The following is an 18,438-nucleotide window of genomic DNA, read 5'->3' on the forward strand; positions in this document are numbered from 1 at the left end:
AAAAGGCAACTTTCTATCTCCGAAAAGGCCAAGAATCGCTTCTCCAAGAGTCGCCCGCGCTCGTCGCTGACGGCGCTCCGTAAGCGATCGTCGTCGGTCGGTAAGCGTTCGAATAATTGCGCATCCGCGAAGGCTATGGCAGCCTACTTTCGAGCTACAAAGGCCGTAGATCAATTTCGCCTGCCGTGGCTACCTTCCGGATCTTTCTGCATTGTTTCATGGTACGGAGGCGGGGTCGTTGTTCGAAGTAAATGAGCGGGGACGGGCGCACGATGGAGGAAAAGAATCCATTGCGCACCCACACGATGACCTCCTGTCCGACGCGCCGGAGACCGGCCCGATCACCCTGGTACCGGTGGATTCTCTGCTGCCGGCCGACTCGCCTCGACTGGCCGGGGAGGACGCGGCGCACACGCGGGTCCTGGCCGGCCTCGAATCAAGACTTCCCCCTATTCTCGTCCATCGCGAAACCATGCGGGTCATCGACGGAATGCACCGCCTCATGGCCGCGAAGATGTGCGGATCGAAGACCATCGAAGTGCGGTTTTTCGACGGCACCGAGGCCATGGCGTTCCTGCTGGCGGTCAAGTCGAACATCACCCATGGCCTACCGCTCTCGCTGGCCGATCGGGAGGCCGCGGCGGCTCGGGTCATCGGCTCCCGGCCGGAGTGGTCCGATCGGGCGATCGGCGCCGCGACCGGGCTCTCCGCCAAGACCGTGAGCGCGATCCGTCAGCGTGCAACTGCGGATTCCCCGCAGTTGCACGCCCGGATCGGCAGGGACGGGCGCGTGCGCCCCCTCGACGCCAGCCAGGGACGGCTGCGGGCCAGCGAGATCATCCGGAACCGGCCCGACGCGGCACTCCGGGAGATCGCGCGAGAGGCGGGCATCTCCGTAGGGACGGCTCGTGACGTGCGTGAACGGATAAAGGACGGCCGAGATCCGCTACCGCTCAAGCAGCGCGCGACGGAGGGGAAGGCCGCCGCCCCCGCCGCCGCGCGGCCGGCCGTCCGGCCGCCTCTGCTGCGCCGCCCCCGGCGGAGCGTCGAGGTCATCGACTGGGGCTCGACGCGGGAGAAGCTGAGGGCCGATCCCGCGTTGAAGTACGCCGAGTCCGGTCGGCAATTCCTGCGCTGGTTCGACGCCCACGTCGTCGGCCTAGACGACTGGAAACTGGTCGTCGACGCCGTCCCTCCGCACTGGGCGAATGACATCGTCGTGCTGGCTCGTTACTGTTCTGACCGATGGCTGGATATCGCTCGACAGGTCGAGCAGAATTGCAGCACTTTGTAGGGCGTTCATCAGGCGCTGACCAGGTCAGGCATCCGGCATCAGCATTTACGCGGAGCGTCAGATGACTTGACTCAACCGTCATGGAGGGTAACCGAATGCGCAGTCTTACTCGTATCGAGGCCGCGGGGCGAAGTGCGTTGCTGAGCGTTCGCTCGTACCACGTCGACCTTGATCTGACGACCGGACCGAGCATCTTCCGCTCCACGACGACGATCGCGTTCGACGCCACCGATCCGGATGAGACCACATTTCTCGATATCAAGCCGGAGACACTGCATTCGGCGTACCTGAACGGCAGGCCATTGGACGTCGGCGCGCTCAGCGACGGACGGCTGCCGTTGACCGGTCTCGCGGCGCGGAACGAGATCGTCGTGACGGCGGACATGAGGTACTCCCGAGAGTGCGAGGGCATGCACCGCTACGTCGACCCCGCCGACGGCCAGGTATACCTCTACACGTTCGTCTACGTCGACAACGCGCCCCGCGTGTTCGCCTGCTTCGACCAGCCGGATCTCAAGGCGCCGTACACCTTCACCGCGACGGTTCCGGACGACTGGACGGTGCTGGGCACCAGCGCCGCGGTCAAGACCGGGCCGGGCCGCTGGGAGCTGGCCGAGACACCGCCGCAGGCGACGTACCTCACCGCGCTGGCCGCCGGGCCGTACGCCTCCTTCCACACCGAGCACGGCGGCACCACCCTCGGCCTGCACTGCCGGGCCTCGCTGCGGGACTCCCTCGCCCCCGACGTCGACGAGGTCTTCGAGATCACCGGGCAGTGCCTGGACGCGTGCGGGCGGCTGTTCGGCGTGGAGTATCCGTTCGGGAAGTTCGACCAGCTGTTCGCTCCGGAGTTCAGCGTGCTGTCGCTCGACCATCCGGGCCTCGTCCTGCTCAGGGAGCTGTACCTGTTCAGCTCCGCGGCGGCCGTCAGCGAGCGTGAGACGCGCGCCGTCGTCCTCGCGCACGGCATCTCGCTCATGTGGATGGCCGGCCTGGTGACGAACAGATGGTGGGACGACCTGTGGCTCGGCCAGGCGTTCGCCGACTACCTGGCGCACCGGGTGTCCAGCGAGGCCACCCGGTTCCCCGGCCCGCCGACGACCTTCGCGGTGCGCCGCAAGGCGCAGGCGTACGTCGCCGATCAGCGCCCGTCGACGCATCCGATCAGTCTCGAGGGGCCGGACGTGCAGACCGTGCTGCTGGAGATGGACCGGATCTCCTATTTCAAGGGCCACTCGGCGCTGCGCCAGCTCGCGGCGCGGGTCGGGGACGACGCACTGCGCGCCGGCCTGCGGATCTATTTCGAGCGGCACGCGTACGGCAGTGCGACGTTCAGCGACTTCATGGCCGCGTTGAGCACGGCCGTGGGCACCGACCTCAGCGGCTGGGCGGACAAGTGGCTGAAGTCGGCGAACGTGAACACGCTGTGGCCGGAGATCACGATCGCGGACGGCCGGGTTCGTACGGCGGCGATCTGTCAGTCCGCGCCCGACACCCACGCGACCCTGCGGCCGCACACGCTCGACGTCGGCCTGTACGGCCCGGGCGAGGCGCGGACGACGCTGCGCGTCCAGGTGGAGGGGGACCGCCGCCCACTGCCGGAGCTCGCCGGCCGGCCGGCGCCGTCGCTGCTGCTGCTCAACGACGGCGACCTGACGTACGCGAAGGTCAGGTTCGACGCCGCGTCGCTGGCCGCCCTGCCGGACCTGCTGCCGACACTGGCCCCGATCAACCGGGCGATGGTGTGGTGCGCGCTGCTGCTCGGGGTCCAGGACGGCGTCTTCCCGCCTGCGGACCATCTCGCGCTGGTCTGCCGGATGATCGCGGTGGAGACCGAGCCGTCCATCCTGGCCGAGGTTCTCGAGCAGGCTCGCGACGACGTCGCCGACCGCTTCCTCCTGCCCGAAGAGCGCCCGGCGGCACTCGACCGCATCGCCGAGAGCCTGCGGGAACGCCTCGCGCGGACCGGCGCCGGCGACGAACGCCAGATCACGCTGTTCCGCGCGCTGATCGGCTCGACCGCGGAGGCCAGGGAGCTGCGCGGCTGGCTCGCCGGCACCGGGCTGCCGGCCGGGCTCACGCTCGACGCCGACCTGGCCTGGCGGGTCCGCTACCGGCTCGCGGTCCTGGGCGCGCTGACGGAGGCGGAGATCTCCGCCGCGTACGACGCCGATCCCACGAGCGACAGCGAGCAGTTCGCCACGAAATGCCGTGCCGCCCGCCCCGATCCGGCGGCGAAGGAAGCGGCCTGGAACGCGATCATCAACGACACCGGCCTGTCCAGCTACACGCTGTGGGCCCTCGCCGAGGGGTTCTGGCAGCCGGAGCAGGACGAGCTCACGGCGCCGTACGTCGAGCGGTTCTTCGCGACGATGCCGGAGGCGGCCGAGCGGCGCGGCGACCTGGTGCTGGACGTCCTGCTCCGCTTCCTCTACCCCCGGTACGCCGCGACGATCGAGACCCTGGAACTGGCCGGCGCCATGCTCGCCCGCGAGGACGTTCCGTTGCCCCTGCACCGCCGGGTGACCGACTTCACCGACGACCTGCGGCGCGTGGCCGAGGCGAGGGACCGGCAGGTCCGCCGGACGACCGCGATGTCGCGGTGAGCCCGGGTTCCGGCGAGGAGGAGTCATGCGGATAGCGATCATCGGCGGCGGCATCGCCGGCGCCCTGCTCGCGCTCCGGCTGCGCCAGGCGTCCCGGCGGGTCGAGCCGGTCGTGTACACCGGCTCGTCCGCCGACGCCTCCGGCGCTTCCGGCGGTCTGACCCGCGCGTTCGAGAGCGACCCGGAGGCGTGCCGGACCGCGGCCGAGAGCCTCGCCGAGCTGCGGGCGAGCGCCACGCTCCGCGACTGGGCCGGATTCCGGGAGATCGGATCGCTTTACCTCCTGCCCGCCGGCGCCGACCCGGCCGGCCCGGTCGCGGTGGTCGATGAGGTGCTGCCCGGGTCGGCCGTGGTCCTCGACCGGGAGGGTCTCCGGCGGGCTTATCCGTTCCGTGACCTCCCGGCCGGCGCGCTCGGCGTCGCCGAGCGTCACGCCGGCCACATTCACCCGGACCGGCTGCGCGCCGCCGCGCTCCGCGATCCCGGGATCTCGGTACGCCGGACCCCGGTCCTGGCGGTCACGCCGAAGGCGGAGGTGCGGCTGCCCGACGGATCGACGCTCGGTCATGACGCCGTGGTCGTGGCGGCCGGTGCGTGGACGGCCCGCCTGCTGGCCCGCAGCGGCCTGCCCGCCGACGGCCTGCGCACGAAGCAGATCCAGTACACCGTGTGCGCCGCCGACATCCGCGGCCTCGGCGCGTTCGTCGACGAGCCCACCGGTTTCTACGGCCGTCCGGCCGAACCCGGGACGTTCCTGCTGGGCCTGCCCGGTGACCGGTGGGGCATCGATCCGGACGCGGTGACGCCCGACGCGGACCTGACACGCCGGACGGTCGCGCACGCGCGCGACACGTTCGGGGTCCCCGTGGAGCCGATCCGTACCGTCGCGTCGTTCGACTGCTACCACGATCCGGCCGGGCTACGGCTGCGCCCGGTCGCGGCCGGCGCACCGGTCTTCACCTTCACCGGGGGCAGCGGCGGCGCCGCCAAGACGATCCTGGCGACCAGCCGGATCGCGGCGGCGGCCCTGCTGGCCTGAGCCCCGACGGCGCGGCCGCCGGCTCCCGTTCGGGAGCCGGCGGCCGCGCCGTTCTTGCTCGCAAGGGGCATTCGATATGACGCCGGCCGCATTCGTTCACCTGTCAAGGCTGCCCGATCGTACGCCTTTTCGCGGTTGATGATTATTCGCCGCCGTTCAATATCGGCGGCTATTGCCGCTGAACGCCTCCACGGGACAGAATTTCGGCGTATCGGGCAAAAGAAGGAGTGGTGATGGCGGGTCCATCGGTAGATTTCGGAATTGTTGGATTCGGATATTCCTTCGGCGAAGACCAGGACGTGGAAAAGACGGTCGGGTCCTATGTGACGGACCCGGAGCGGGTACTTCAGTGGGGCTATCACACCTTCCACCGGGCCGCGGACGGCGTCACCGCCACCGACCTGGCGGCCGAGGCCGCCCAGGACGCGCTCGACCGCACGGAGCTGAGCGTCGACGACATCGACCTCGTGGTGCTCGTGACCTCGGAAATGCCGGAATACCCGCACTGGGATTCGTCGGCGGCGCTCGCCAGAGAGCTGAAGATCAGCCAGGCGCAGACGCTCCTGCTCAATGAGGGATGCGCGTCAGGCGTCACCGGCCTGGGCATCGTAGCCGGAGTCCTCGCCGTTCAACCAGAGATCGAGACCGTTCTCTTCACCGCGGTCAACCGGGTCAGCGAGTACCACCGGAACCGCATGAAGGTGAATAACGCGGTGCACAGCGACGGGGCCGTCGCCGCCGTTCTCCGCCGGGGTCACCCCCGCAACCGGTGGCTGTCGACCGACCAGTTCACCGACCCCGACCTGTGCGACTGGTTCCGTACGGACTACGGCGGGGCCGTCGCGCCGGTGGCGCCGGAGGGATGGTCCAGCCTGACGGCCCCGGCCGGGCACGAGCGGGTGCAGGAGCACTTCCAGAAGGACCCGCGCCGGCTGCGGGAGTTCGCCGGGCAGGCCATCGCGCGCTCCGTCGAGGTCATCGAGGGGGCGTGCCGCCGGGCGGGCGTGAGCCGCGACGACGTCACCCACGTGATCTACATCAACGACAGCGCGGACTCCATCGACGACATCGCCCGGCCGTTCGGCGTCCCGCTGGAACGGACCAACGCCGCGATCTCCGTCACGCACGGGCACATGGGCGCCGCCGACCAGCTCGTGTCCCTCGGCCAACTGATCGAGCAGGGCGCCATCGCCCCCGGTGACCTGGTCGCGCTGACCGGGATCTCCATCGGCATGCGCTGGTACTGCACGCTCGTCCGGCACTGAGGGCGGTGACGAACCCGATGGGTGACACCACCCTGAACGAACTGCGGGCCGCCGTCGCCGAGCACCGGCTGCCGGCACCGGCCGTACGCCGGGCGCTGGCCGGATCCACCGACGCCGCCCTGATGCGGAAGGCCGGCCGGCTGCTGGCCGGACTGGAGGCCGAGGACGCCCCGGCCGTGACCGTGGCGGTGCACGCGACGTTCACCGCCGGCTCCTTCGAGCCGCTGCTGCGCGCCGCGCTCGTCGGCACCGGGCTCGTGCCCGCGATCGAGCACGGCGAGTACGGCACCTTCGACCTGACCCTGGCCACGGCCGCCTTCACCGCCGACGTCGTCACGCTGCTGCTGGACGCGGCGTACTTCCTGCCTCGCGACTGGAGCGCCGACCTCGAGACGCTGGAGAAGCACGTCGAGGCGCGCCTGGCGGAGTTCCGGAGCCTGCTCGCGGGGGCCCGGGAACGCACATCCGCGCTCCTGGTGCTGCACACCGTCCCGCTGACGGCCGAGGTGCGCGACGCCTTCATCAGCGTGCGGGCGCGGGCCGGCGTGGCACGCCTGTGGTGCGAGCTCAACGCGTCTCTGCTCCGCCTCGCCGAGGAGGACGCCCAGGTCGTGACCGTGGACCTGGCCGGGGCGCTGGCCGAGGCGCCGGTGCCCGTACGGGACGCGCGGCTGCACCGGTACGGCGACATGCCCTACACCGACGGCGCGCTGCTCGTCCTGGCGCGGCAGGTACGCCGGGTCGTGCAGGCGAAGCGGGGGCTGTCGCGCAAGGTGCTCGCCCTCGACCTGGACAACACCCTGTGGGGCGGTGTCGTCGGCGAGGTCGGCGCGCAGGGCGTCCAGCTCGGCGGCCTGTACCCGGGCAACTGCTACCTGGAGCTGCAGCGCACCGCGCGACGGCTCCGCGACCAGGGCGTCATCCTGGTGCTGGCCAGCAAGAACGACCCGCAGGTGGTCGAGGAGGCGCTCACCGGGCATCCGGAGGTGCTGCTACGCCCGGACGCCTTCTCGGTGCGCGCGGTGAACTGGTCCGCGAAGGCCGGCAACCTTTGTGACGCCGCGCGGTCGCTGGGCCTGGCCACCGACGCGTTCGTGTTCATGGACGACTCGGACTTCGAGCGCGGCCACGTCGCCGAGGAACTGCCCGAGGTCGCACTCGTCCCGGCCAACGGTGATCCCGCGTACCTCGTGGGCGCGCTCCTGGACGACGGCTGGTTCGACGTCATGGCGCTCACCGAGACCGACCGCCGGCGCCCGGAGCTGTACCGGACCCGCGCGTTGCGCAGCGACTTCGCCACCGGCTTCGGATCCTCCGAGGAGTACCTCGCGGAGCTGGGCATCGAGGTGGAGATCGCGCCGGCGACCGGCTTCACCGTGGCCCGCCTGGCGCAGCTCGCCGCGCGGACCAACCAGTTCAACCTGACCGGGATCCGCTTCGACGAGGCCGAGACCGCCGCCATGAGCGCCGACCCGGGGCACCTGGTCGCCTCGATCGCGGTGGCGGACCGCTTCGGGGACGACGGGATCGTCGGAGCCGTCTGGGTGGACCGCCGGGCCGGGGCCTGGAAGGTGCTGAACCTGGTGCTGAGCTGCCGCGTCCTCGGCCGCGGCGTCGAGCTCGCGATCGCCGGATGGCTCCTGCGGACGGCACGGGACGGCGGCGCCGGAACGGTCGAGGGCCGGTTCACGCGCTCGCCGAAGAACGGCGTGGCCGCCGACTTCTGGACGCGGGCCGGATTCACCCAGGCCGGTGACGGCGAGGCGTTCGCCTTCGACCTGAGCGACGAGCTCCCCGACATCCCGGAATGGATCACATTGCGCGAGCGGAGTGACGACTGAAATGAGCGCCTCATCCACGGTCGAGCCGACCGTGCTGGAGATCCTCGGCGACATCCTGAGCGAGACGCCCGACGGCCTTTACGCCGAACCGGTCCTCGCCGCGCACGGGTGGGACAGCATCGCCTCCCTCGAAGCCCTCGCGCAGCTGGAGGACCGGCTCCAGATCACGCTGGACCTGCGGTCCTTCCACGCCGCGCACACGGTCCCCGACATGGTCGCCCTCGTCACGGACGCGGTGGCCGGCAAGGCGCGCATCCCATGACCAAGAGACCCCGTATCCCGGAATCCCTGGAGGACAGAGTGGAGCGTCAAGAAGTCGAGCTACTCGCGATCGGCGCCGGTCCGGCGAACCTCGCCCTGGGCGTGGCGCTGGAGGAGATGGCGCTCGAGGAGATCGCCCACGACACGCTGATCATCGAACAGCACGACAGCGTGGAATGGCAGCGGGGAATGCTCCTGCCCTGGACCCAGAGTCAGGTGTCGTTCCTGAAGGACCTGGTGACCCTGCGCAACCCGCGGAGCCGGTTCTCGTTCGTCAACTACCTGCACTCGGTCGGCCGCCTCGACGAGTTCATCAACCTCGGCAGCTTCACGCCGTACCGGCTGGAGATCTCCGGCTACCTGCGCTGGGTCGCCGAGTCGCTGCGCGCCGTGCGTATCGAGCACGGACGGCGCTGCGTCTCGATCAAGCCCTGCCACGCGAGCGACGGGCAGGTGGACGAGTGGCTGGTCGAGCTGGCCGACGGCGGGCAGATCGTCTGCCGGAACCTGGTCATCGGCGCCGGGCGGGACACGCACATCCCCGCCGAGTTCTCGGGACTGCCGCGGGCGCGGGTGATCCACAGCACGGAGTTCTCGGCGCGCGTCGCCGACCTGGACACGGGCGACCCGCTGCGGGTCGCGGTGATCGGCGGTGCGCAGAGCGCCGCGGAGATGCTGTGGGCGACCTACCAGGGCTTCCCCCGCGCGCGGTGCACGATGGTCATGCGGTCGATCGGCCTCAACGCCTACGAGACCAGCAAGTTCACCAACGAGCTGTTCTACCCGTCGTTCATCGACGAGTTCCACGCGGCGCTGCCCGAGGCCCGCGAGCAGCTCCTGCGTGAAATGCACCGGACCAACTACGCCGGCCTGGCGCCGAACATGCTCGACTCCCTGTACCGGGCGATCTACCAGGACCGGCTCACGGGCACCGAGCGGCTCCGCATGGTCACGATGGCGGAGGTCACCGACGCGCGCATGGACGGCGGCGACGTCGTGCTCACCCTCGCCGACCGCAAGAGCCACCGCGTCGACGAACTCCGCTGCGACGTCGTGATGCTCGGCACCGGCTTCGTCCGCGGGATGCCGCGGATGGTGCGCGACCTGGCGGCGACGGCCGGCGTCGGCGAGGCGCGCGTGAGCCGCAACTACCGGATGGACCTGCCGCCGTCGTTCACCGCGGGCTGCTACCTGCAGGGCGTGAACGAGGCCACTCACGGCATCGCGGACTCCCTGCTCAGCGTGCTGGCCGCCCGCTCCGAGGAGATCGTCACCGAGCTGCTCGCCAGCCGCCACGACCCCGAACTCGTCCTCAACACCCACTGACAAGAAACCCACGAAGGAGCCACCGTGGAGATCCGCAAACTCGACCGGGACAACCTCAAACAGGACAACGGGCTGATCGCGCAGCGGCTGATGCCGTGGCCGGTCCTCAACGCGCCGTTCGAGGGATCGTGGTGCGTCGTCGAACCCGGCGCGTCCTCCGGCGCCCACGGGCACCACGAGTACGAGATCTGGGTCGCGATGACCGGCGCCGCCGAGATCATCAGCGAGGGGAAGCGGGTGCCGTTCGTCGCCGGCGACATCGTCCACTTCCCGCCGGAGCAGCGCCACCAGGTCGTCAACGACGGCGACGCCGACTTCGAGATGTACGCCGTGTGGTGGGACGCCGAGATGACCGAGCGGTTCAGCGCACGCCACGGCGGGCCGGCGTGACCGCCGGCGGGCGCCCGGCGATCGTCGTCGCCGCGACGCCGACCTCCAACGGCGACCTGCACGTCGGTCACATGGCCGGACCGTACCTCGCCGGCGACGTCTACAGCCGCTACCTGGCGGCCACGGGCCGCCCGGTCATCTACACGACCTGCACCGACGACAGCCAGAGCTATGTGATCACGACGGCGCACCGGAAGGGCGTCCCGCCCGAGCGGCTGTGCGCGACGTCGACCGAGGCGATCGAGCGGACCCTCACGGCGATGGGCATCTCGATGGCCGGGCTGCCGCCGATCGACGACCGCTACCGCGAGACCGTGCTGGAGTTCTTCACGGCCCTGCACGAGGCGGGACGGCTCCGGCTCCGCACCGTGCGCCTGCCGTACGCGAACGGCGCCTACCTCTACGACGGGCTGCTGACCGGCACCTGCCCGGCCTGCCTGAGCGGGAGCAGCGGCGGCGTCTGCGAGGGGTGCGGGCACCCGAACAACTACGACGAGCTGCTCGATCCCCGCTCGACGCTCGATCCCGACGCGCCGGTGACGTTCCGCGAGCAGACCATCCTGGTGCTGCCCATGGAGGAGTACCGCGACCGGCTCACCGCCTACTTCGCCGCGCGGGAGGGGCGCTGGCGGCCGCACGGCATGCAGCTCATCCACGAGCTCCTCGACCGCCCGCTGCCGGACATTCCGGTGACGTTCCCCGGCACCTGGGGTGTCGCGGCGCCGTTCCCCGAGACCCCCGGGCAGATCTTCTATCCGTGGGTCGAGGCCATGCCGGCCGTGATGTACAGCACGTGGTGGTCGGCGGCACAGCGCGGCGAGCGCGCCGAGTCGGTCGACGCGCACTGGCGCAGCGAGCAGGGCGCGGAGCTCGTCTACTTCCACGGCTTCGACAACGTCTACCACTGGGGGCTGCTGGACCTGGTCCTGCTGATGGCCCACGGCGACCGCTACGTCCTGCCCGAGGTGAACGTCTGCAACGAGTTCTACGAGCTCGAGGGGCAGAAGTTCTCCACCAGCCGGGATCACCTCATCTGGACCGCGGACCTGCTCGCGGAGGTGCCGCGCGACCTCGTGCGGTTCCACCTCGCGCTGACCGCGCCGGAGTACCAGCGCACCGACTTCAGCGTGGCCGCGCTGCGCGAGGTGACCGGCCGCCGGCTGGTCGAGCCGTGGAACGCCCTCGCCGACGCGCTCTGGCTCACGTCGGCGGGTGCCGGCGACGCGCCGCTGCCGACGTCGGAGACGGGACGGCGGCGGGCGGAGATCCTCATCGAGCGCGTCCGGCTCGGGTACGAGCTGCCCAGCTTCTCCAGGGTGGCGGACACGATCGCCGGCCGGCTCGAGGGCCTGGCGGAGGAGGCCGCGGTCGCGGACGGCGAGCCCGTCGCGCTCGGCGACCTGTTCCTGCAGGTACGCGCGCTTTTGGCCTGCGCCGCGCCCATCCTCATCGACGTCGCCGCCGAGGCCGCGGAGGCCGGCGTCGACCTCGGTCTCGCCGCCGCGCAGCCGGCCGAGATCGGCGCGTTCCCGCTCCCGCGCCTGCGGACCGCGGACGCCGGCGAGACGACCGGCGTACGGGCCGGCGCCTGATCCCGATGACCCACTCACGGACGGGTACGCCATGAAGCTGCTCACCATCGAGACGCGCCAGTATCTGAACTACTACCACTCCCGCTACAAGCAGGTGCAGGACCTCGGCATCGACCTGTACGTCCTGAACGGCGAGGGCACCGAGGACTTCTGGCCCGCCGACCACTACCGGTTCGTCGGGAACAAGAAGATCGACGACATCGTCGCCCTGGCCCGCGAGTGGCACGCCGTCGAGAAGTTCGACGGCGTGATCACGTTCTCCGAGTCCGCGGTCATCACCGTCGCGGCGGTCGCCGAGGCCCTCGAGCTGCCCAGTATCGGCGTCGACGCCGCGGTCCGCAGCCGCAACAAGTACCTGATGCGGCAGGCGTACGAGAAGGCCGGCGTGCCGATCCCGTCGTACCGGCTGGTCCCCGAGCTGTCCGACGCGCTGCGGGCCGCCGAGGACTTCGGGTACCCGGTGATCCTCAAGCCGACGCTGGGCGCGGGCAGCCACTTCGTCTCCCGCGTCGACACGCCTGAGGAGATGGCCGAGCGGTTCGCCCAGGCGGCCGACGGCATCAAAGAGATGTTCTGGGTGAACTCCGAGGCCGACGGCGTCGACCTGGGCCCGAACGGCCTGCTCGTCGAGTCGTTCCTCGACGGCAAGGAGTACCTGATGGAGGCCGTCGCCTGGGACGACGAGGTCTACCTCGGCTCGGTCGTGGACCGGATCACCGCCGAGGGCGCGACGTTCGACGACGACGTCCACCACGCGCCCACCTCGCTCGCCCCGGAGGACGTCGCCAAGGTACAGCGCGCGGTCAAGGCCGCCGCGCACGCCCAGGGGCTGCGGCGCAGCGTGATGCACGCGGAGGTCCGCTTCCACGAGGGGGAGCCGTACCTCCTGGAGATCGCCGCCCGGGTCGGAGGCGGCGGTCTGGACATGATCGCCCGGCTGACCGCCGACCACGACCCGATCGCCGCGGTCGTCGACATCGGACTGGGACGGCGTCCTGAGGTCCGGCACTTCCAGCCGACCGGAGTGCACGTCACGGCGATGTGCCTCATCTGCGACGAGGGCGTCGTCGAGCACGTCGAGGTGCCGCCGGCGGTGAGCGAGTCGGACCAGGTGTTCCTGCTGAAGATCACCGCACGTCCGGGGGACGTGATCAAGAGGCCGCCGAACGGCAACACGATCCTCGGCTTCCTCGGCACGACCGGCAGGTCAGAGGCCGAGGCCTTCCGGACCATGAACGAGTTCGCCGACAAGATCAAGGTCACGTTCGCGAAGTAGCGGGGGAGCAGTGTCCGTACCAGAACAGATCGATGACACGCGTGCCGGCCGTCCGGCGCGCGTGTCCCGGCGCCGTCGTTTCCTGATGTGCCCGCCGGCCCACTTCGACGTCCGCTACTCCATCAACCCGTGGATGGACCCCGGCAAGCCGACCGACGCGGCCCTGGCCGTCGCGCAGTGGGAGCGGCTGCGGAGCCTGTATCTCGGGCTCGGCCACCAGGTCGAGGTGATCACTCCGTCGCCGGGCCTGCCGGACATGGTGTTCGCCGCCAACGGCGCGACCGTCGTCGACGGCAGGGTGCTGGCCGCGCGGTTCCGGTACCCCGAGCGGGCCGCCGAGGCGGGGGCCTACGCGGACTGGTTCCGCGAGCGTGGCCATGAGGTGCACGAACCCGTGTACGTCAACGAGGGCGAGGGCGACTACCTCGTGGCCGGCGACCGGATCCTGGCGGGCACCGGATTCCGTACGGACCGGCGGTCGCACGCGGAGGCGGAGCGGTTCCTCGGCCGCCCGGTGGTCGCCCTGACCCTGGTCGACCCGCGCTTCTACCACCTCGACACCGCCCTGGCCGTCCTCGACGACGACCAGATCATGTACTACCCGGCGGCGTTCTCCGCCGGCAGCCGCGCGCTCCTGCGCGAGCTGTACCCCGACGCGATCCTGGCCACCGACGCCGACGCGGAGGTGTTCGGGCTCAACGCGGTCTCCGACGGCCGGTACGTCGTGCTGGCCGAACAGGCGACCCATCTGATCGACGAATTGTGGGCGCGTGGATTCGTGCCCATCAGCGTGGACCTGTCGGAACTGAAGAAGTCCGGCGGTGGCGCCAAATGCTGCACGTTGGAATTGCGTGCCGATCGATGAAGGTGCGGACAATGATCGATTATGACGGCCGCCGGTTCCGTCCGGCGGAGGCCGCCGAGAGCGGCCGGGTGGCGATCTACCGGCAGGACGGCGACCTGCTCTGGGGCGAGTTCACCGGGGGCAAGGCCCGGCGCGGTTCGCTCGCCGGGCGATGCGCTCCCGACGGCTCGCTCGACTTCGCCTACTGCATCGTCCTGGACAGCGGAGAAGTGATCTCCGGGCACTGCCGGAGCACCCCGGAGTTCCGCTCCGACGGCGGCGTCGACCTGCGCGAGGAGTGGGAGCGCTTCGGCGCCCACGCCTCCACGGGCGTGTCGTACCTGACCGAGATCCGATAGCGGGAGGGACCCGATGACGCAGCAGACCACCGCCGTGGCGACGGCGGGCGGCCGGCCGAAGAAGGGCGGCGTGGTCACCTGGGCGATGGCCCCCGGGTTTCCGCCCGCCGTGATCTTCCCGTTCACCCCGGCGGAACGCATGGGGATGCGGAACAACTACGAGTTCCAGATGCTGATGTACCGGCCGCTGTACTACTTCGGCAGCCGCGGTACGCCTGAGGTGGACTACGAGCAGAGCATCGGCGAGCCCCCGCAGTGGAGCGACGACGGCCGCACGGTGACCATCAGGATCAGGCCGTGGAAATGGTCGAACGGCGAGACGTTGTGCGCGGACAACGTGCTGTTCTGGGTCAACCTCATGAAGGTCAAGGGCGAACGCTACGGCGAGTACGTCCCCGGCTATTTCCCGGACAACTGCACCTCGTACGGCAAGCTGGCCGAGGACGTCGTCTATTTCACCTTCGACAAGCCGTACTCCAAGAAATGGGTGCTGATGAACCAGCTCAGCACCATCACCCCGCTGCCGAAGGCGTGGGACCGTACCGCCGACGGCCCGGCGAACGCCTCCGGTGACACCGCGGACGTCCTGGCCGTCTACGACTACCTGATGGAGCAGCAGGGCAACATCGTCGACGAGGGCAACGCGCACCGGACCCGCTGGCCGGACAGCCCCCTCTGGAGCGTCGTCAGCGGACCCTGGCGCCTGAAGAGCTACACCCTCGACGCCGTGGTCACCTTCGTCCCCAACGAGCACTACTCGGGGCCGAACAAGCCGTACCTGGACGAGTTCCGGCAGATCCCGATGCCCTCCGACGACGCGGAGTTCGAGATCCTGGGGCGCGGGCCGGACGGGCCGGGCTCGGTGCAGGTCGGCTACCTGCCGCTGAGCTTCTCCACGGAGCCGACCACCGACCCCACCCAGGGCGGCCCGAACCCCCTCGACGAGCACTACCGGCTCGTTCCCCAGGTGGCGTACTGCATCCGGTACACCAGCCTGAACTTCAACAACCCCACCGTCGTGGGGAAGATGTTCAAGCAGACGTACATCCGGCAGGCCCTGCAGCGGACGCTCGACCAGGACTCGGCCGTCCGCGACATCTACCACGGGTACGCCTACCGCCAGGACGGCCCCGTGCCGGTCATCCCGGTGACCGATCTGGTCGCGCCGGAACTCGTCGGCGGGACGGGACCGCTGCCATTCGACCCCGAGGCGGCACGCGCGCTGCTCGAGGCCAACGGCTGGGACACCAGCACGACCCCGGCCGTGTGCGTGAACCCCGGCACCGGGCCGGGCCAGGCGGGGGAGGGCATCCCGGCGGGCACGCGGCTCAGCATCCTGCTCCGGTACGTCGAGGGCCGGCCCGCCCTCACACGGTGGATGCGGAAGTACAAGGAGGACGCCGCCGCGGCCGGCATCGAGCTCCGCCTGGAAGAGGTGTACGGCTCGATCCTCGTCGCGGAGGACGCCCCCTGCGTGCCGGGTCCCGGCGTGCCGTGCCTGTGGGAGATGTGCTGCTGGAACGGCGGCTGGGCGTACCACTATCCGAGCGGCGAGATCCTGTTCAAGACCGATGCCGGCGGCAATTTCGGGCACTACTCCGACCCTCGTTGCGACGAACTGGTCGAGCGGACCGTCACCAGCGACGATCTGGACGCGCTGTACGAATTCCAGCGCTTCATCGCCGAAGAGGTGCCGGTCATCTTCAGCCCCAATTTCCCGATCCGGCTGTTCGAGGTGGACAAGAGACTCGGTGGCTTCGAGCCGGTGAATCCGTTCGGGATGCTCAACCCCGAGAACTGGTACTACACCGAGGACTAGGGGGTGTCCGGTGGACACCTCATGGCGGAAAGGGCGGAAAATGGCCGAGCAACGTGACCCTCTGCTGCTCGTGGTCGCGACGGGTATGCGCACGTACCGCGAATACCTGCTGCGCTCCATCGGCACCCGATTTCGCATTCACCTCTTCCACGTCAGCGAGCCGACCTGGGAGAAGGAGTACATCAGCGGCTGGACGGTCGTGCCGAGCACGATCGACGGCCCGGCCATGGCCGAGGCGGCCGTGAAGGTCCACGCGCAGGAGCCCGTGGCCGGCGTCCTGTGCTGGGACGAGGGCCGGATCCACGCGACCGCGTACGTCGCCGAGGCGATCGGCGCCCGCAACGGCGACCCGGCCGTCATCTGGCGGCTGCGCGACAAGTGGCAGACACGCGCCGCGCTCGACGCGGCCGGTGTGTCCCAGCCGCGATCAGTCGCGGTGAAGACCCTCGACGAGGCCCTGAAGGCCGCGGAGCGGGTCGGCTATCCGGCGATCCTCAAGCCGCGCGGACTGGGCGCGAGCCTCGGCGTCGTCCGCGTCGACGACGCCGGTGAACTCCGCGACCGGTTCGCCTTCTCCCGCGACACCAAGGCGCCGGACCCGGTCGTCTACAGCACCGACCAGCCGCTCCTCGTCGAGGAGTGCGTGACCGGCGAGGAGATCAGCGTCGACGCGCTGGTGCAGGACGGCAAGGTCACCCCGCTGTACGTCGCGCGCAAGGTCGTCGGCTACCCGCCGTACGCCGAGGAGATCGGTCACTTCGTCGACGCCGCCGACCCTCTGCTCGGCGACCCGGCGCTCCTCCAGGCGCTGCAGGACACCCACACCGCGCTGGGCTTCCTCGACGGCTGGACGCACACCGAGTTCATGCTCACCGACGGCGGGCCGCGGCTCATCGAGGTCAACGGCCGGCTCGGCGGCGACATGATCCCGTACCTCGGGATGCTGGCCACCGGCGTCGACCCGGGCCTGGCGGCGGCGTCCGCGGCGTGCGGCCTGGCGCCGGACACCCATCCGGTGCGCCGGCGCGTCGCGGCGATCCGTTTCTTCTACGTCGACGAGGAGGACACGACCATCGGATCCGTCGCCTTCGACGAGGACGCCCTGCCGGCCGCGATCGAGCGCGCGGTCGCGGTCGCCACGCCGGGCGCCGTGGTGTCCCCGCCCCCCAAAGGCACCGTGTGGGGCCGGATCGCCTTCGCGATCGCCGTCGCGGACACCGCCGAGGAGTGCCTGCGCGCGCTGGACGGCGCGGAGGCCGCGCTCACCGTCACGACGGGATGACCATGGCGATCGACATCGAGGCCGAGGAGAGGGGGACCGTCGCCGTCTGGAACACCTTCCGCGAGTCACAACTCGCGGTGAAGGTGCTCCTCGTCGGCGTCTTCCTGAGCCGGCTCGGCGGATTTCTCAACATCTTCATCGTGCTGTACCTCGCGGCCAAGGGGTACTCCACCGAACGGTCGGCGCTCGCGCTGAGCGTGTACGGCGCCGGCGGGGTGGCCGGGCTGCTCCTCGGCGCGACGCTGGCCGACCGGCTGGGAGCACGGAACTCCGCCGTGCTCGGCATGACGGCGACCGCCGTGCTCACCGCCTCACTGCTCTACCTGCCCGGCTATCCGGCCGTGCTCGTCGCGGTGGGCCTGGCGAGCGTGGCCGCCCAGATCTACCGGCCGTCCTCGGCGTCGCTGCTCTCCGAGCTGACGCCCGAGGACCGGCAGGTGATGATCTTCGGGATGTACCGGTTCGGGCTGAACCTCGGCGCGACGGCCGCGCCTCTCCTCGGCTTCGCGCTGTTCTACCTGGGCGGCCGGGAGTACACGCTGCTGTTCTGGGGCGAAGGGCTGATCGCGCTCGCGTACGCGGCGCTGGCGCTCGTCGCGATCCCGGCCCGCTCACGTCCCACGACCGGCCCGGACGCCTCGGCGGAGTCCGGGCCGGCCCGCTACCTCGCGATGTTCCGCGACCGCCGGTACCTGCTGTTCCTGTTCGCCACGATGCTCAACGCCATCGTCTACGTGCAGTACCTGTCCACCCTGCCGCTCGAGGTGAAGGCCGCCCACGTCTGGGTGCTCTGGTACACCGTCGCGGTCTCGCTCAACGGGCTCATCGTGGTGGTGTTCGAGCTCCCGCTGACGAAGATCTCTCAGCACTGGCCCACCCGGTTCACGGTCGGCCTGACGTTGACCCTCGTCGGCCTCGGCAACGCCTGTTACGGATTCCCGATCTCGCCCGTCGTGATCATCGGCGCCACGCTGGTGTGGACGCTGGGCGAGATCCTCGGCGGGCCCTCCGTCTTCGCCTATCCGGCGATGGCGGGCCCGCCTCGGCTGAAGAGCCTGTACATCGGCGGCTTCCAGTTCATGCACACCCTCGGCACGGCGGTCGGTCCCATCATCGGCGGCGCCCTGTTCGTCCGGCTCGGGCATGGCGTCTGGCCGGTGATGGCCCTCATCGGGCTGGCCGCCGCCGTGCTGGGCGTCGCCGCCATCCGTCCCACCGATTCCCCTGATTCTCGTCACTAGGAG

At 70.3% G+C, this 18,438-nt stretch carries 15 protein-coding genes; all 15 read left to right on the forward strand.

The genetic code is table 11. The features are described from left to right. Positions 1 to 355 precede the first annotated feature (355 nt). The 15 genes from ACQP2O_RS24750 (at position 356) to ACQP2O_RS24820 (ending at position 18,435) form a co-directional block, all read left to right on the forward strand. On the forward strand, positions 356 to 1,294 hold the full coding sequence (locus tag ACQP2O_RS24750; RefSeq protein WP_433189622.1) for a ParB N-terminal domain-containing protein: 939 nt from the start codon (positions 356 to 358) through the stop codon (positions 1,292 to 1,294). A gap of 95 nt (positions 1,295 to 1,389) precedes the next feature. Continuing rightward, a complete protein-coding gene (gene pepN / locus ACQP2O_RS24755) occupies positions 1,390 to 3,900 on the forward strand; it encodes an aminopeptidase N (RefSeq protein ID WP_433189625.1) in 2,511 nt (836 codons plus the stop codon). 25 nt (positions 3,901 to 3,925) lie between these two features. Then, on the forward strand, positions 3,926 to 4,939 hold the full coding sequence (locus ACQP2O_RS24760; RefSeq protein WP_433189628.1) for an FAD-dependent oxidoreductase: 1,014 nt from the start codon (positions 3,926 to 3,928) through the stop codon (positions 4,937 to 4,939). Positions 4,940 to 5,238: 299 nt separating this feature from the next. Then, positions 5,239 to 6,204: a 3-oxoacyl-[acyl-carrier-protein] synthase III C-terminal domain-containing protein gene (locus ACQP2O_RS24765; protein WP_433189631.1), complete on the forward strand. Its 966-nt coding sequence runs from the start codon at positions 5,239 to 5,241 to the stop codon at positions 6,202 to 6,204. Between the two features lie 17 nt (positions 6,205 to 6,221). Next, the gene (locus ACQP2O_RS24770; RefSeq protein WP_433189634.1) at positions 6,222 to 8,045 is read left to right on the forward strand and encodes an HAD-IIIC family phosphatase; all 1,824 of its coding nucleotides are present in this window, start codon (positions 6,222 to 6,224) and stop codon (positions 8,043 to 8,045) included. 1 nt (position 8,046) lies between these two features. Continuing rightward, complete coding sequence (locus tag ACQP2O_RS24775; RefSeq protein ID WP_433189637.1) at positions 8,047 to 8,307, forward strand: acyl carrier protein; 261 nt, start codon at positions 8,047 to 8,049, stop codon at positions 8,305 to 8,307. Beyond that, positions 8,304 to 9,632: a lysine N(6)-hydroxylase/L-ornithine N(5)-oxygenase family protein gene (locus tag ACQP2O_RS24780; protein WP_433189640.1), complete on the forward strand. Its 1,329-nt coding sequence runs from the start codon at positions 8,304 to 8,306 to the stop codon at positions 9,630 to 9,632. The genes ACQP2O_RS24775 and ACQP2O_RS24780 overlap by 4 nt, the downstream gene beginning before the upstream one ends. A gap of 24 nt (positions 9,633 to 9,656) precedes the next feature. Continuing rightward, positions 9,657 to 10,022: a cupin domain-containing protein gene (locus tag ACQP2O_RS24785; RefSeq protein ID WP_433189643.1), complete on the forward strand. Its 366-nt coding sequence runs from the start codon at positions 9,657 to 9,659 to the stop codon at positions 10,020 to 10,022. After that, a complete protein-coding gene (locus ACQP2O_RS24790; protein WP_433189646.1) occupies positions 10,019 to 11,614 on the forward strand; it encodes a class I tRNA ligase family protein in 1,596 nt (531 codons plus the stop codon). The genes ACQP2O_RS24785 and ACQP2O_RS24790 overlap by 4 nt, the downstream gene beginning before the upstream one ends. A 31-nt stretch (positions 11,615 to 11,645) precedes the next feature. Further along, positions 11,646 to 12,890 carry an ATP-grasp domain-containing protein gene (locus ACQP2O_RS24795; protein ID WP_433189649.1) on the forward strand — a complete coding sequence of 415 codons (1,245 nt, stop codon included), beginning with the start codon at positions 11,646 to 11,648 and terminating at the stop codon, positions 12,888 to 12,890. A 10-nt stretch (positions 12,891 to 12,900) separates the two neighbouring features. Continuing rightward, on the forward strand, positions 12,901 to 13,755 hold the full coding sequence (ddaH, locus tag ACQP2O_RS24800; RefSeq protein ID WP_433189652.1) for a dimethylargininase: 855 nt from the start codon (positions 12,901 to 12,903) through the stop codon (positions 13,753 to 13,755). Positions 13,756 to 13,766: 11 nt separating this feature from the next. Next, positions 13,767 to 14,093 (forward strand): hypothetical protein, encoded by a 327-nt coding sequence (locus ACQP2O_RS24805; RefSeq protein WP_433189655.1) that lies wholly within the window; start codon positions 13,767 to 13,769, stop codon positions 14,091 to 14,093. Between the two features lie 13 nt (positions 14,094 to 14,106). Then, a complete protein-coding gene (locus tag ACQP2O_RS24810) occupies positions 14,107 to 15,912 on the forward strand; it encodes an ABC transporter substrate-binding protein (RefSeq protein WP_433189658.1) in 1,806 nt (601 codons plus the stop codon). 40 nt (positions 15,913 to 15,952) lie between these two features. Then, a complete protein-coding gene (locus ACQP2O_RS24815; RefSeq protein ID WP_433189661.1) occupies positions 15,953 to 17,194 on the forward strand; it encodes an ATP-grasp domain-containing protein in 1,242 nt (413 codons plus the stop codon). After that, positions 17,191 to 18,435 (forward strand): MFS transporter, encoded by a 1,245-nt coding sequence (locus tag ACQP2O_RS24820; protein ID WP_433189664.1) that lies wholly within the window; start codon positions 17,191 to 17,193, stop codon positions 18,433 to 18,435. Before ACQP2O_RS24815 ends, ACQP2O_RS24820 begins: the two co-directional genes overlap by 4 nt. Positions 18,436 to 18,438 lie beyond the last annotated feature (3 nt).

The organism is Actinoallomurus sp. CA-150999 (assembly GCF_050942425.1).
Lineage (GTDB): Bacteria > Actinomycetota > Actinomycetes > Streptosporangiales > Streptosporangiaceae > Actinoallomurus.